Origin of the sequence: Pseudomonas fontis (assembly GCF_028656955.1) — a bacterium.
Taxonomy (GTDB): domain Bacteria; phylum Pseudomonadota; class Gammaproteobacteria; order Pseudomonadales; family Pseudomonadaceae; genus Aquipseudomonas; species Aquipseudomonas fontis.
In genome coordinates this window covers 1-15,358 of sequence record NZ_JAMDGY010000012.1, presented here as the reverse complement: position 1 = coordinate 15,358, position 15,358 = coordinate 1, and the positions used below count along the sequence as shown (strand labels likewise).

Here is a 15,358-nt window from a genome sequence, read left to right as displayed (position 1 = left end):
CATGTTCGGGATCAGCTTCAGTGAGTTGCTGCTTGTCAGCCTGGTCGCCCTGCTGGTGCTCGGCCCCGAGCGCCTGCCTGGCGCCGCACGCACCGCAGGCCTGTGGATCGGCCGGCTGAAGCGCAGCTTCAACGCGATCAAGCAGGAAGTGGAACGCGAGATCGGCGCCGACGATATCCGGCGCCAGCTGCACAACGAGCACATCCTCTCCATGGAGCAGGAAGCCCGGCGCATTCTCAACCCGGAAACCGTCAAGCCAGAGCCGGCGACCACGCCTGGCAGCGAGCCGCTTGCCGCCATGCCGGCAGAACCGGCACCTGTGGTCACGCCGCCGGCCACCTCTGAAGCGCCAGCGCCCAGCCCTGCCCCGACCTCCACCGAACCGACACAGCCGCCGCGAGCCCCATGAGCGATATTCCGGAACACGACCAGCCGATGCCGCTGGTTTCGCACCTCACCGAGTTGCGCACGCGCCTGTTGCGCTGTGTCGCGGCCATCTTCCTGATCTTCGCCGGGCTGTTCTCTTTCGCGCAGCAGATCTACACCCTGGTGTCGGCGCCGTTGCGCGCGCACCTGCCGGCCAATGCCACGATGATCGCCACCGACGTGGCCTCGCCGTTCCTCACGCCGTTCAAGCTGACCATGATGGTCTCGCTGTTCCTGGCGATCCCGGTGATCCTGCACCAGATCTGGGGCTTCATTGCGCCGGGCCTGTACCGCCATGAAAAACGCATTGCGGTGCCGCTGCTGGTATCGAGCATCATGTTGTTCTACGCCGGGATGGCCTTTGCCTACTTCCTGGTGTTCCCGCTGATCTTCGGCTTCTTCGCCAGCGCCACGCCGGAAGGCGTGTCGATGATGACCGACATCGCCAGCTACCTCGATTTCGTCATGACGCTGTTCTTCGCCTTCGGCGTGGCCTTCGAGATCCCGGTGGCGGTGATCCTGCTGATCTGGATCGGCGTGGTCGACGTGAAGTACCTGAAGAAGATCCGCCCATACGTGATCATCGGCTGCTTCGTGGTCGGCATGGTCCTGACCCCGCCGGACATCTTCTCGCAAACCCTGTTGGCCGTGCCCATGTGGCTGTTGTTCGAGATCGGCGTGCTGTTCGGCGGCTTGATCCGCAAGCGCAGCCAACGTGACGACGAAGCGGCGGATGACCACAACGACCAGCCGCCAGCGACCCAGGCGTGAACCTGCTGCTGCTCGAGGAGGCCGACTTTGTCGCAGCCGACCGTGTGGTGCTGGGCGATCGTCGCTTCACCCATATGCAGGAAATCCACCGCGTAGCGGTGGGTGACACGCTGCGCGTCGGCCGCCTCGGCGGGCTGATGGGCCAGGCCACGGTGCTGCGCCTGGAAGGCCATGAGGCGGAGCTGGGTGTCAGCTTCGACCAGCCACCACCGGCCAAGCTGCCGCTGACCCTGATACTCGCCCTGCCGCGCCCGAAGATGCTCCGCCGGGTGTTCCAGACCGTCGCCACCATGGGCGTGCCGAAGGTCATCCTGGTCAACAGCTACCGGGTGGAAAAGAGCTTCTGGCAAACCCCCTTCCTCGAACCCGAGGCGATTCGCGAGCAACTGATCCTCGGCCTTGAACAGGCCCGCGATACCGTGCTGCCCGAGATCATCATCGAGAAGCGCTTCAAGCCCTTCGTCGAAGACCGCCTGCCGGCCATTGCCAGCGGCACCCTGGGCCTGGTCGGCCACCCCGGCAACCACCCGCCGTGCCCGCGCGGGCTGGATGAGCCGGTGACCCTGGCAATCGGCCCGGAAGGCGGCTGGATCCCCTACGAGGTCGATTTGCTGGGCAAGGCAGGCCTGGCCCCGGTGCAACTGGGCGAACGCATCCTGCGTGTGGAAACGGCGGTCACCGCCCTGCTCGCGCGATTGTTCTAGGGCTTCAGTTTCCGCGATCGACGCCGATGCAGTTGGCAACAAAATAAAAACATCCTGCCTCTGCCGATCGCTATGGAGTCCCACCATGTACCGTTGGTTAGCCCAGCACCTGGGTAATGTGAGCGTCAACCTCAAACTCGGCATCGGCTTCAGCCTGGTCCTCCTGCTGACCCTGGTCATTACCCTGACCGGTTGGCAAGGCCTGGATGGGATCATCAACCGGGGCGACACCCTGGGTGAGATCTCCCAGGCGCACCAGACCACCCAGGACTTGCGCATCGCCCGCCAGGAATACGAGCGCACCCGTGACAGCGCCTCTGCCGACAAGGTCGAGAAGGCCCTGAACACCCTGGACCAGCAACTGCTGGTGGTGCAAAAACGCATTGGCGTGGGTAACGAAAGCCAGCGCCTGCAACAGCAAATCGATGCCGTACGTGCCTACCAGCGTGCCTTTGCCGACCTCAAGCAAGCGGCCCAGGCCCGTGAAACCGCCCGCGAAAACCTCGGCAACACCGCCGACAAAGCCGTTGCGCTGATCAGCAAGGTCGAAGACCAACTGCTGCAAGCCGGCGATATCAACACCTTCGACAGTGCCGTGGATGTCAGCAAGCTGTTGCAGCAGGCGCGCTTCCAGGTGCGCGGCTACACCTACAGCGGCAAGGCCGAGTTCCAGCAGGACGCCCTCACCGCCATCGACCGGGCGCTGGGAATGCTCAAGGCCCTGCCAGGCAAAGTGCCCGAGGAACATGCCGCCAGCCTGGGTGACGCCTGGGCTGCCGTGGGCGGTTATCGCAGCGCGGTCAATGCCTTCGCCGACGCCCAGGCCGCCAGCGAGCGTGCCCTGCAAAGCATGACGGTACACGGCACTACCCTGCTGGACCTTAGCGAGCAACTGACCCTGGCACAAACCGTGATGCGTGACGAGGAGTCCGCCCACGCCAAGTCCATGCTCGCGCTGGCCACCGGCCTGGCCCTGCTGTTCGGCATGATTGCCGCCTGGGCGATTACCCGGCAGATCGTCATTCCACTGCGCCAGACCCTGAGCGCGGTCGACCGTATCGCCAGCGGCGACCTGCGCCAGAACCTCAACACCGAACGCCGCGACGAAATGGGCCAGCTGCAACGCAACGTGCAGCGCATGACCGTGAGCCTGCGCGAGCTGATCAGTGGCATCGGTGACGGCGTCACGCAGATCGCCAGTGCGGCCGAGGAGCTGTCTGCCGTTACCGAGCAGACCAGTGCCGGGGTCAACAATCAAAAGGTCGAGACCGACCAGGTCGCCACCGCCATGAACGAAATGGCCGCCACCGTGCAGGAAGTCGCGCGTAGCGCCGAGGAAGCTTCGGAAGCCGCCGTGATGGCCGACCAGCAGGCCCGCGAAGGTGACCGCGTGGTGGCCGAAGCGATTGCCCAGATCGAGCGCCTGGCCGCCGAGGTCGAGCACTCCAGCGGTGCCATGAACCAGCTCAAGTCCGAAAGCGAGAAAATTGGCAGCGTGCTCGACGTGATCAAGTCGGTGGCCCAGCAAACCAACCTGCTCGCACTCAACGCCGCCATCGAGGCCGCACGTGCCGGTGAAGCCGGGCGCGGCTTTGCCGTAGTGGCCGACGAAGTGCGCAGCCTGGCCCAGCGCACCCAGCAGTCCACCGAGGAAATCGAAGAGCTGATCGCCGGCCTGCAGAACGGCACCCAGCAGGTCGCCAACGTCATGGACAACAGTCGCAGCCTGACCGGCAGCAGCGTCGAGCTGACCCGTCGCGCAGGCACTTCGCTTGAGACCATCACCCGCACCGTGTCGTCGATCCAGGCGATGAACCAGCAGATCGCGGCCGCCGCCGAGCAGCAGAGCGCGGTGGCTGAAGAGATCAACCGCAGCGTGATGAATGTGCGCGACGTGTCCGACCAGACCAGCGCCGCCAGTGAAGAAACCGCCGCCTCCAGCGTCGAGCTGGCGCGCCTGGGGACGCATTTGCAGACCCTGGTCGGTAAATTCTCGCTGTAGGCAAACAGCGCGTTTAACCCACGCACCGCGACACCGCTGGCCTCACGCTGCAATAGCGAATTTGAGGTCAGCGGCTTCTGTCAGATCTAAGCAATTTCAACGATTTTTCCCGCAATTTCGACTGACTTTTCCTACGACAGTTAGAGGTCCAGCTTTGCACGCTGCGGCCGATGGGACTCATGGCGCGCCGGGTATCGTCCTGGCGCTACAGTCCTCACCCCGTAGGAGAACCGCCGTGTTCGGACCCTTGTCGCGCATGCTTGGCAATATCAGTGTCAGGCTCAAACTTACCCTCGGCTTCGCCATCGTGCTGCTGCTCACCCTGGCCAGCACGCTGGGTGGCTGGCGTGCGCTGAACGACTCGATCATCAGTTCCGAGCGGCTCTCGGATATCGCCCTGCTCAACGAAATCGCCAACGAACTGCGCGCCGAGCGCATCACCTACCGGGTGCTGGGCGACGATGAAAGCCGCAATGACGCGCAACGGGCGCTGGCCCGCCTGGACGCGCTGCTGCAAACGATGCAGCAGAACTTCAAGGTGGCCGCCGACCTTGAGGTCATCGATAGCAATCGGCAGAAGGTGGGCCTGTTCACCAGCGGCTTCGAGCGCTTGCAGCAGGCCATGGCGCTGCGCAAGCAACGCCTGGGCACCTTGCGCGACGAGCACAAGCGCTTCGGCACCGCCCTGGAGACCCTGGAAGCGAGCATGGTGCGCAGCACCGACGACGGCCTCAATAGCGAGCAGCAAAGCCGCGCACTGGGCTTGATGTCATCGCTGGACCACTACGTCGATGTGGCCACCCAGCAGGTGGAAACGCCCGCCTACACCTATACCCCTTTGGACGACTACCAGCGCGTCGGCACGCCCTCGCTGGCCGCCGCCGAGCTGACGCTCAAGCCGCTGGCCCTGAGCCTGGGCACTACGCACAAAGCCGAGCAACTGGCCATAATCGATACCCTGAAAGACTACCGCGAGCGCCTGGAGCAGTACCGCAACAGCGCCATCGACGTGGAGCAGCAACAGGACGCACTTGAGCTGATCGGCAACCAGCTGCGCGACACCAGCCGCACCCTCAATGATCACCAGATCGAAAAACGTGATCGCCAGGCCCAGGCGGCGCGTTCGCTGATTGCCAGCCTCGCGGTGCTGGCGCTGGTGATCGGCATGTTAGCGGCCTGGCTGATCACCCGGCAGATCACCGTGCCGCTCAAGGAGACCCTGGACATGGCCCGCAGCATCGCCCAGGGCGACCTGCGCAGCGAGTTCAAGGTGACGCGGCGCGACGAGCTGGGTGAGCTGCAGCAGAGCATGCGCGAGATGACCTTGAGCTTGCGCGAGCTGATTGGCGGCATCGGCCAGGGCGCCACGCAACTCAATAGCGCAGTCGGCCAGCTGTCGGCGGTGGCCGAGCAGACCCAGACCGTGCTCAGCAACCAAAGGGATGAAACCGACCAGGTGGCCACGGCGATGAACCAGATGGCCGCGACCGTGCTGGAAGTGGCACGCAATGCCGAGCTGGCCTCGGAGGCGGCCACCACCGCAGACACCCAGGCGCGTGAAGGGGACCAGGTGGTGACGGCGGCGATCATGCAGATCGAGCAGTTGTCCGGGCAGGTGCAAAGCTCGATGCAGGCGATGCATCAACTAGCCCAGGAGAGCGGGCGCATCGGCAGCATTCTCGACGTGATCAAGTCGGTATCAGAGCAGACCAACCTGCTCGCGCTGAATGCCGCCATCGAGGCGGCGCGGGCTGGGGAAGCCGGGCGCGGCTTTGCCGTGGTGGCCGATGAGGTGCGCGGGCTGGCCCAGCGTACCCAGCAGTCCACCGAGGAAATCGAGGAACTGATCAGCAGCTTGCATGGCGGCACGGCGCAGGTGGTGAAGTTGCTGGAGAGCAGCCAGCTGTTGAGCACCGACAGCGTTGACCTGAGCCGGCAGGCCGGGGTGGCGCTGGGGCAGATCACGGAGACGGTGTCGGCGATCCAGGCCATGAACCAGCAGATTGCCACGGCGAGTGAAGAGCAGAGTTCGGTGGCGGAGGAGATCAACCGCAATGTGATGAATGTGCGCGACATCTCGGACCAGACGGCGACGGCGAGCAATCAGACGGCGGCGTCCAGCGTGGAGTTGGCGCGGTTGGGGGGGCAGTTGCAGACGCTGGTGGGGCGGTTCAGCCTGTAGGGCCCTATCGCCGGCAAGGCCGGCTCCCACAGGGTTTGAGGTGACGCTATTCCCGTGGGAGCCGGCGTTGCCGGCGATGGCGTCAGAGCACCTGGCGCAGGAACGCCTGCGCACGCGGGTCCTTCGGCGAGGTAAAGAACGCCTGCGGTGGCGAGTCTTCCAGCAACTTGCCATGGTCGAAGAACAACACCCGGTGCGCCACCTCACGAGCAAAGCCCATCTCGTGGGTCACGCAGACCATGGTCATGCCTTCCTTCGCCAGGGTCTTCATCACGTCGAGCACCTCGCCGACCATCTCCGGGTCCAGCGCCGACGTCGGCTCATCGAACAGCATCACCTTCGGGTCCATTGCCAGCGCCCGGGCAATCGCCACGCGCTGCTGCTGCCCACCGGACAAGCGCGACGGGTACTCGTTGGCCTTCTGCGCAATACCGACCTTCTCCAGCAACGCCCGAGCCTTGGCTTCACGCTCGGCCTTGCCACGCTTGCGCACGACCTTCTGCGCCAGGCACAGGTTCTCCAGCACGGTCATGTGCGGGAACAGGTTGAAATGCTGGAACACCATGCCGACTTCACGCCGGTAGGCGTTCACATCGGTCTTCGGGTCGGCCAGTTGCAAGCCATTGATCGCCACGGTGCCTTCATCGAACGACTCCAGGCCGTTCAGGCAGCGCAGGAAGGTCGACTTGCCCGAGCCCGAAGGCCCGAGCACCACCAACACTTCACCCTTGGCCACGTTGGTGCTGACGTTATCCACCGCCCGTACCACCTGGCCACGGGTGTCGAAGACTTTTACCAGATCACGGACTTCAATCACTTTGCGCAAGCCTCCGCTCAAGCCGGCTGGCGAAATGCGACAGCGGCAGGTTGATCACCAGGTACAACCCGGCAACGCAGAACCAGATTTCAAAGGTCGAGAACGACGTGGTGATCGCCTCGCGGCCACTCTTGGTCAGCTCGGTAATGGCAATCACCGAAACCAGCGAGGTGTCCTTGACCAGGCTGATGAACTGCCCGGCCAGCGGCGGCAGCACGCGCTTGAACGCCTGCGGCAAGACCACGTGGCGCATCGACTGGCCAGCGCTCAGGCCCAGCGAACGCGCCGCCTCGCCTTGGCCCTTGGCAATCGATTGCACCCCGGCGCGCACGATCTCGGCCACGTAGGCGCCGGTGAACAACGCCAGCGCCGCAACCCCGGCGAATTCACGCGACAGGTTGAGCACGGTGCCGATGAAGAAGTAGAAGATGAAGATCTGCACCAGCAGCGGCGTACCGCGCACCAGCTCGACGTAGACCGTGGACAGGTCACGCAGGGTCGGGTTGCTCGACAACCGGCACAGGCCGGCGAACAGGCCGATCAGCAGGCCCAGCACCCCCGAGGCAACCGAGATCCAGATCGTCGTCCACAAGCCCCAGGCCAGCGGCCCGGCAGCCCAATGGTGGGTCACGCCGACCTGGTCGCCTTCGGCGACATCGTCACCCTTGGACAGGTGCAGGCTGCTGCGCTCGACGTTCAGCACCTGCTCATCACCGGCCTCGTCACGCAGGGTGACGCGGGCCATGTCGCCTTGCTCGACGACGCTTTCGACTGTGCCGTAGGCGGCCGCACGCTGCGGCTCTTCAGCCTGGTAGGCGAAATATTGCGGCACCCGGTTCCAGCGCCACTCGTAGTCGATCATCGAGGTGGCGAAATACAGGCTTATCGCCAGGCCGACCAGCACCAGGGCAGTCAGCCCGTGCCAGGGCCATAGGGCTTTCTTGTGTTTGATCACGTTGGGGGGACTTCCGTAAAAGCGAACGCGCAGGGCCAGCCTGCGCGTCAGGTTTCAAGCCTGGCGTGGTGCCGAGGGCCTTATTCCATTTCCTTCAACCAGTCGGTCTTCTTGAACCACTTGTCGTGGATGCGATCGTAGGTGCCGTCGTGCTTGATCTGGTGCAGGAAGTTGTTGATGAAGTTGATGCTGTCGTAGTCGCCCTTCTTCAGGCCGAACGCCAGTGGCTCGTAGGTGAAGGGTTCCTCGAGGAACAGCAGCTTGCCGGCGCCGGCCTTGTTCACCGCCACCACGTTGTACGGGGCGTCGTAGACGAAGGCGTCGGCCTTGCCGTTGACCACGTCCATCACCGCTTCCTGCTCGTTGTCGTAGCCGTGGTACTTGGCTTTGCTGATCAGCTTCTTGGCGACCATCTCGCCGGTGGTGCCGAGCTTGGAGGTGATGCTGTACTCAGCGCTGTTGAGGTCTTTGTAGGACTTGACCTTGTCTGCCAGCTCCTTGCGGATCAGCAGGGTCTGGCCGACCACGATGAAGGGTTCGCTGAAGTTCAGGCGCAGGTTGCGTTCCTGGGTCAGGGTCATGCCGGAGCCGATCATGTCGAACTTGTCGGTGAGCAGGGCCGGGATGATGCCGTCGTAAGCGGTGGAGACCGTCTCCAGCTTGACGCCCATGGACTTGGCCATGGCCTTGAGGAGATCGACTTCGAAGCCGATGATTTCGCCGCGCTTGTTGGTCATCTGGAACGGCATGTAGGTAGGGTCCATGCCTACCCGCAAGGTGCCACGCTTGACCGCGTCATCAATGGCGCCAGCCTGGGCAGTGGCCACGCTGGCCAGTGCAGCAACGCCGACCATCAGCATCGACAGGTACTTCTTCATCATCACCAAGTCCCCTAGCAAATAAGCTTCGAATTTTATTGTTGTGCGAAAGGCCTGTAGGACCTGCACTGTATTCGGGGAGGGATGCTAACGCATGAAGGGCGTGGACCCTAGAGTCCGTGACGACTTTGTTACTTAATTCGCAGCAGAAACGGCATCGCCGGCAAGGCCGGCTCCCACAGGGTCTGTTGTACACAAGACCTTTGTGGGAGCCGGCATTGCCGGCGATTGTTTCACCGCGATCTGAAGATCAGGCGCCAGCCATCAAAGGCTGTGCCTCATGCTCCGGGTGCAGCGGCAACAGTGGCGCATGCGGGTCGTTGGCTTTCGACTGACGCCAGACCTCCAGCCACGCGACATTCTGCTCAGCCCAGATCTTGCCATGCAGGCGGCTCAGGGCAACCGGATCGCTCAGCAACGCCAGGCGCGTGTTGCCATCCAGGCCCTGCGGCCCGACTTCCAGCGCCTTGGCGATACGCTCGGCACGCAGTGCCTCGATCGGTGCAGCCACGCCGTGACGCGCTGTCGCCAGGGCACACGCCAGGGCGTTCTGCTGCGGATCAACCACGGCCCGCACGAAACCGTCGTGCAGTGCATGCCAGCGGAACTCGTGGGTGTACTGATCGGTTGCCAGCAGCTCCTTGGGCGTCGCGTATTCCTCAGGAATCAGGAACAGGCTGTCATCCTTGGCACGCAGGCCGAGGTTGGTGCGGCTGGAAATCACCGACACCGGGATCGACAACATCAGCGAACCCACGATCGGCACCAGCCACCACAGGAAGCTTGGGTTCAACCACGCCACCAGCAGCGCCCAGCACAAGCCCAACAGGGTTTGCGGACCATGGCGACGTACCGCTTCACTCCACGGCGTGGAGTCGTCGTCACGTTGTGGCGAGTTCCAGGTCGCCGCCCAGCCGAGGAACGCGGCCAGCACGAAACGGGTGTGGAAGATCATCCGCACCGGCGCCAGCAGCATGGAGAAAAGCATCTCCAGCAGCATCGACAGGGTCACCTTGAAACGCCCGCCAAACTCTTTCGCGCCCTTGGCCCAGATCAGGATGATGCTGAGCAGTTTAGGCAGGAACAGCAGCACGATGGTCGTGGAGAACAGCGCGATGGCCTTCTCCGGGTGCCATTGTGGCCACAGCGGGTAGAGCTGACGCGGTTCGAGGAAGTACTGCGGCTCCATCAGCGTGTTGGTCGCCAGCAAGGCCGTCGACAGCACCAGGAAGAAGAACCACAGCGGCGCCGACAGGTACGACATCACGCCGGTGAGGAACACCGCGCGGTGCACCGGGTGCATGCCTTTGACCAGGAACAGGCGGAAGTTCATCAGGTTGCCGTGGCACCAGCGCCGGTCGCGCTTGAGCTCATCCAGCAGGTTCGGCGGCAGTTCTTCATAGCTGCCCGGCAGGTCATAGGCAATCCACACGCCCCAGCCGGCACGGCGCATCAGCGCAGCTTCGACGAAGTCGTGGGAGAGGATCGCACCGGCGAAGGCGCCTTTACCGGGCAACGGCGCCAAGGCGCAGTGCTCGATGAACGGCTTCATGCGGATGATCGCGTTGTGGCCCCAATAGTGCGATTCACCCAACTGCCAGAAGTGCAGGCCGGCAGTGAACAACGGGCCGTAGACGCGGGTAGCGAACTGCTGCATGCGCGCATACAGGGTGTCCATGCCCGAGGCTCTCGGCGCGGTCTGGATGATGCCGGCGTCCGGGTTGGCCTCCATCAGGCGCACCAGGCTGGTCAGGCAGTCACCGCTCATCACGCTGTCGGCATCGAGCACGACCATGTAGCGGTAATCGCCGCCCCAGCGACGGCAGAAGTCGTCGAGGTTGCCGCTCTTGCGCTTCACCCGACGACGACGGCGACGGTAGAAGATCCGCCCGAAGCCCTTGGCTTCACGGCAGACTTCCAGCCAGGCCTGTTGCTCGGCCACGGCGATGTCGGTGTCGTTGGTGTCGCTGAGCACGAAGAAGTCGAAACGGTCGAGGTCACCCGTGGCGGCCACCGATTCGAAGGTCGCGCGCAAGCCGGCAAATACCCGTGGCACGTCTTCGTTGCAGATCGGCATGACGATCGCGGTGCGCGCACCGGCTTCAATCGGCTCATTGCCGGCACTGCTACCGGAGATCTTGTACTTGTCGCGCCCGGTCAGCAGCTCCAGGAAGCCCATCAGGGCGGTCCAGAAGCCGGCCGAAACCCAGCAGAACAGAATGCCGAACAGAATCAGGATGCTGGTCTGCAGCGCATACGGCCAGACCTGCGTCGCGGTTTGCAGGAACGGCTGGTGCAGGACTTCGTCGAGGTCGACGAACGACCAGCCCTGGTACGGCAGGATGCCCTTCATGTACCAGCCGGCGACGATGGTCTGACCGACCATCAGGGCCAACAGGATATAGCGGCGCATCGAACCGACCCAGCGCCAGCGTGCCTTGGGCAGCTCGCGTTTTTCCGGTGGCGGCGCGTTCTTGCGGCCGGTCAGGCGGCGCCAGCCGCGAACCAGGATGTTGGTCCGCCATGGCTCCGGGATCACCCGGGTACGCCGGATCGGCGGGGTGGCCTTGAGGCAGACGCGGCCGGCCTCGTCGAGGCCGAGCATTTCGGCCTCTTCCAGGTCGGCGGCGCTGTCCAGGGTCAGCCGGCTGCCGACCGAACCCTGGGCGGGTTCGGCGTCGGCGGCCAGCGGTTGTGCAGACAAACGCTGGTGCAACTCGCTGAACGAGGTGCAGCTGGCGAGATCCGCGCGCTGCTCATCGCTCAGGGGTAGATGGGCCAGGTACTCGCTGAGCGATTCTGGCCGTTCTGAAGAGTTACTCATCGGCAGGCAACTGGTAGCTCCAGGTCTCGGTCAATACCTGTTCGGTAGTGGCCGGTGCCCCGGTGGTGGGTGCCGCTTCGGCGGCAGGCTGCTCGGCAGGTTTTTCCTGCTTGGCGTGCTTGGTGGCTGCCTTGTCCTGTTTAGCCGATTTCTCGGTTTTTTCCTGCTTGGCCGGCTCGACCGGTACGTCACGTACCAGCGCAGCGCGCATTTCCACGGCTTTGCTCTGGTCTTTGACCTTGAACCGCAGGGTCAGGCGCCAGCCTTTGATTTCCGGGTTGTAGCGCAGGTTGTTCTCAACCAGCTCGGCGTTGTCGCCCAGGCTGACCTGGCTGCGTACGGCCGTTTCTTCTGGCAGCTTGGCCAGGACCGGGCCTTCGAAATCGATCAGGAAGGCCACGCTGCCGTCTGGCTGACGGATCAGGTTGGACTGCTTCACGTCACCGGTGGAGCGCAGGGTCTGCTTGACCCAGCCCAGGTCCGGCGAGTGGAAGGCCGACTCGTCGATGGTCCAGTGCAGGCGATAGTCGTACTCGAACGGTACGCCTGGCTCAGGCAGTTTTTCCGGGCTCCAGAAGGCCACGATGTTGTCGTTGGTTTCGTCGGCAGTCGGGATCTCGACCAGGTCGACGGTGCCTTTGCCCCAGTCGCCTTTAGGCTCGATCCAGGTGCTTGGACGCTTTTGGTAGTTGTCGTCGAGGTCTTCGTAGTAGCTGAAGGCGCGGTTGCGCTGCAGCAGGCCGAAACCACGCGGGTTCTCGACGCTGAAGTTGCTCACGGCCAGGTGTTTCGGGTTGTTCAGCGGGCGCCACAGCCACTCGCCATTGCCGGCGTGGATCGACAGGCCTTCGGAGTCGTGCAGGGCCGGACGGTAGTTCGGCACCTTGGACGGCTGGTTGCCACCGAACAGGAACATGCTGGTCAGCGGGGCGATGCCCAGGCGGCTGACGTGGTCACGCAGGTACACCCGCGACTTGACGTCGACAATGGTGTCGCTGCCCGGACGCAGGGTCAGGCGGTAGGCGCCAGTGGAACGCGGCGAGTCGAGCAGCGCGTAGATCACCAGGTGCTTGTCGTTGGCCTTTGGGCGCTCGACCCAGAACTCGGTGAAGCGCGGGAATTCTTCGCCGGACGGCAGCGCGGTGTCGATGGCCAGGCCACGGGCAGACAGGCCATAGACGTGGCCCTTGCCGACGACGCGGAAGTAGCTCGCGCCCAGCAGGGTCATGATCTCGTCTTGCTTGTCGGCCTTGTTGATCGGGTAGAGCACGCGGAAACCGGCGTAGCCGAGCTTCTCGGTGGCTTTAGGGTCGAACTGTACGTCGCCGAAATCGAAGCGGCTCGGGTCGTACTTGATCTCCTCGACGGTGGTCGCGGTGATCTCGTTGATTTTCACCGGGGTGTCGAAGTGCATGCCCTGGTGATAGAAGGACAGCTTGAACGGGGTCTTGTCATTGGCCCATTCGGCTTTTTCCGGCAGGAAGCGGATTTTCTGGTAGTCCGCGTACTTCATGTCACGGAACACCGCTGGCAGGTTGCTCTTCGGCGCTTCGTACTTCTGCCCGGCAAGATCCTTCGCCTTGGCGGCTACATCGTCAAGGTTGAACGCCCAGAGCTGGCCGGCGCTGAGCAGGCACACCAGTGCCGAACCTGCCAACAGAGCCTTGCGCAGCCGACTGGCGGGCATTCTTGGTGCATTACAGGGACTTACAATCACGAGCAACCCTCGCCGAAAATCAGATCAAAGAACCAACGGCCAGCGACGAATGCCGGGTTGGCGAGCACTGTTCGGACTCCGAAGGGGCGAAATGATTCCCCAAACGGTTCCGTTCACTACTCAAGTCAGGGTGAAACAGGCCAAACGAACGCCGGCCCACATAGCGCGCGATTATCCAGCAGGCCGCGTTACAACGCATCAGGCCGAACAAACTATTTATCGTACAAATCAGCTTGTTTTCGTGCAAACAGGGGTTTTTTGACCTCAGATTTGTAACATAAATGTTACGGGGCCATCATTGACCAAATGCACCTGCATGTCTGCACCAAATTGGCCGCTGGCGACGGTCGGGTGTTTTGCCTGGGCCTGGGCCAGCAGGTAGTCGAACAACTCGGCCCCGAGCGCCGGTGGCGCTGCGCTGGAGAAGCTTGGGCGCAGGCCGCTTTGGGTGTCGGCGGCCAGGGTGAACTGCGACACCAGCAGCAGGCCGCCGCCGATGTCGGTGAGCGACAGGTTCATCTTGCCCTGGGGGTCGCTGAACACCCGGTAGTTGAGCAGCTTGTGCAACAGCTTGTCGGCGTGGGCCGGGGTGTCGCCGGGCTCGACGGCGACCAGCACCAGCAGGCCCTGGTCAATCGCGCCGACGGTTTGCCCTGCTACATCGACCCGCGCACCGCGCACGCGTTGCAGCAGACCCTTCATGCTTCTTCCAGTGGCAGGTCGAGCAGGCGCCGGGCCATCTGGTCGGCGGCGCGTACCAGGGCATCGGTGATGCCCGGTTCGGACGCGGCGTGGCCGGCGTCGCGAATGACCTTCAGTTCACTGTTCGGCCAGGCCTGGTGCAGTTCCCAGGCGTTGTCCAGCGGGCAGATCACGTCGTAGCGGCCGTGCACGATGACGGCGGGCAGGTGGGCGATCTTGGCCATGTCGCGGATCAACTGGTCCTTCTCGAGGAAGGCGTTGTTCATGAAGTAGTGGCATTCGATGCGGGCAATCGACAGGGCGCGCTGCGGTTCGGAGAAGCGGTCGACCACCAGCGGGTTGGGGCGCAGCGTGGCGGTGCGGCCTTCCCAGGTGGACCAGGCTTTGGCGGCGTGCATCTGGGCGATCTGGTCGTTGCCGGTGAGGCGCTTGTGGAAGGCCTCGACCAGGTTGCCGCGCTCATCGGCCGGGATGGGCGCGATGTAGTCCTGCCAGTAGTCGGGGAACAGGCGGCTGGCGCCGGCCTGGTAGAACCAGTCGATCTCTTGCGGGCGGCACAGGAAGATGCCGCGCAGGATCAGCCCGTGTACACGCTCGGGGTGGGTCTGGGCGTAGGCCAGGGCCAGGGTCGAGCCCCAGGAGCCGCCGAACAGCACCCATTTGTCGATGCCCAGGTGTTCACGGATGCGCTCCATGTCCTCGACCAGGTGCCAGGTGGAGTTGTTTTCCAGGCTGGCGTGGGGGGTGGAACGCCCGCAGCCGCGTTGATCGAAGGTGATGATGCGGTAGAGGTTGGGGTCGAAGTAGCAGCGGCTTTGCGCGTCGCAGCCGGCACCGGGGCCACCGTGAATGAACACCACCGGCAGACCTTGCGGCGAGCCGCTTTCATCGACATACAGCACATGCGGTGCTTCCACGGCGAGATCGTGCCGGGCGTAAGGTTTGATCTGCGGGTACAAGGTCTGCATTACGCACTCCGTGTGGGGAATTATTCTGCCGTTGGGCATCATAAACCTGAATTGCGCTTTTGAGCATGTACCTGTGTCGAGACTTAGGGCCACATCGCCGGCAAGGCCGGCTCCCACAGAATCCGCGACACCGCCAATACCTGTGGGAGCTGGCCTTGCCAGCGACGGGCTGTGAAACAGCCCCAATAAACCTGCTATTTGCTGGCCACGACTTTAGGGCCCCATCGCCGGCAAGGCCGGCTCCCACAGAATCCGCGACACCGCCAATACCTGTGGGAGCTGGCCTTGCCAGCGACGGGCTGTGAAACAGCCCCAATAAACCTGCTATTTACTGGCCACGACTTTAGGGCCCCATCGCCCGAAGGCCGGCTCCCACAGAATCGCGACACGCTCCGATCACTTGGTCTCTGAT

Annotated in this window: 12 protein-coding genes and 2 pseudogenes; 7 read left to right on the top strand and 7 right to left on the bottom strand. The window is 63.6% G+C overall.

All coding sequences use genetic code 11. The features are described from left to right. Position 1: 1 nt before the first annotated feature. The 7 genes and pseudogenes from tatB to M5G11_RS27495 all read left to right on the top strand — a co-directional run bounded on the left by tatB (position 2) and on the right by M5G11_RS27495 (position 6,085). Complete coding sequence (gene tatB, locus M5G11_RS04165) at positions 2–409, top strand: Sec-independent protein translocase protein TatB (RefSeq protein WP_273912473.1); 408 nt, start codon at positions 2–4, stop codon at positions 407–409. Beyond that, a complete protein-coding gene (gene tatC / locus M5G11_RS04160) occupies positions 406–1,197 on the top strand; it encodes a twin-arginine translocase subunit TatC (protein ID WP_273912474.1) in 792 nt (263 codons plus the stop codon). Before tatB ends, tatC begins: the two co-directional genes overlap by 4 nt. After that, positions 1,194–1,901, top strand: a complete 708-nt coding sequence (locus M5G11_RS04155) for a 16S rRNA (uracil(1498)-N(3))-methyltransferase (protein WP_273912475.1) — start codon at positions 1,194–1,196, stop codon at positions 1,899–1,901. Before tatC ends, M5G11_RS04155 begins: the two co-directional genes overlap by 4 nt. Before the next feature lie 85 nt (positions 1,902–1,986). Continuing rightward, a pseudogene (locus tag M5G11_RS27510) lies at positions 1,987–3,048 on the top strand (methyl-accepting chemotaxis protein); the annotation flags it as partial. Further along, entirely contained in the window at positions 3,040–3,903 is an 864-nt protein-coding gene (locus M5G11_RS27505; protein WP_420793883.1) for a methyl-accepting chemotaxis protein, read from the top strand. The pseudogene M5G11_RS27510 and the gene M5G11_RS27505, both read left to right, overlap by 9 nt. After that, positions 3,785–5,230, top strand: a pseudogene (locus M5G11_RS27500) (methyl-accepting chemotaxis protein); the annotation flags it as partial. The gene M5G11_RS27505 and the pseudogene M5G11_RS27500, both read left to right, overlap by 119 nt. Next, complete coding sequence (locus M5G11_RS27495) at positions 5,213–6,085, top strand: methyl-accepting chemotaxis protein (protein ID WP_420793882.1); 873 nt, start codon at positions 5,213–5,215, stop codon at positions 6,083–6,085. The pseudogene M5G11_RS27500 and the gene M5G11_RS27495, both read left to right, overlap by 18 nt. An 82-nt stretch (positions 6,086–6,167) precedes the next feature. On the opposite strand, the gene M5G11_RS04140 is transcribed toward M5G11_RS27495, so the two are convergent. From M5G11_RS04140 to pip, 7 genes are all read right to left on the bottom strand, one after another. Continuing rightward, the gene (locus M5G11_RS04140) at positions 6,168–6,902 is read right to left on the bottom strand and encodes an amino acid ABC transporter ATP-binding protein (RefSeq protein WP_273912484.1); all 735 of its coding nucleotides are present in this window, start codon (positions 6,900–6,902) and stop codon (positions 6,168–6,170) included. Beyond that, entirely contained in the window at positions 6,895–7,857 is a 963-nt protein-coding gene (locus M5G11_RS04135) for an amino acid ABC transporter permease (RefSeq protein ID WP_273912478.1), read from the bottom strand. The genes M5G11_RS04140 and M5G11_RS04135 overlap by 8 nt, the downstream gene beginning before the upstream one ends. An 80-nt stretch (positions 7,858–7,937) precedes the next feature. Further along, complete coding sequence (locus tag M5G11_RS04130; protein ID WP_273912485.1) at positions 7,938–8,735, bottom strand: transporter substrate-binding domain-containing protein; 798 nt, start codon at positions 8,733–8,735, stop codon at positions 7,938–7,940. A gap of 250 nt (positions 8,736–8,985) precedes the next feature. Then, complete coding sequence (gene mdoH / locus M5G11_RS04125; RefSeq protein ID WP_273912479.1) at positions 8,986–11,559, bottom strand: glucans biosynthesis glucosyltransferase MdoH; 2,574 nt, start codon at positions 11,557–11,559, stop codon at positions 8,986–8,988. Next, positions 11,552–13,276, bottom strand: a complete 1,725-nt coding sequence (locus M5G11_RS04120; protein WP_273912480.1) for a glucan biosynthesis protein G — start codon at positions 13,274–13,276, stop codon at positions 11,552–11,554. The genes mdoH and M5G11_RS04120 overlap by 8 nt, the downstream gene beginning before the upstream one ends. Before the next feature lie 264 nt (positions 13,277–13,540). After that, positions 13,541–13,978, bottom strand: coding sequence for a D-aminoacyl-tRNA deacylase (gene dtd / locus M5G11_RS04115; protein ID WP_273912481.1), 438 nt, complete (start codon positions 13,976–13,978; stop codon positions 13,541–13,543). After that, a complete protein-coding gene (gene pip / locus M5G11_RS04110; RefSeq protein ID WP_273912482.1) occupies positions 13,975–14,946 on the bottom strand; it encodes a prolyl aminopeptidase in 972 nt (323 codons plus the stop codon). Before pip ends, dtd begins: the two co-directional genes overlap by 4 nt. Between the last annotated feature and the right edge of the window lie 412 nt (positions 14,947–15,358).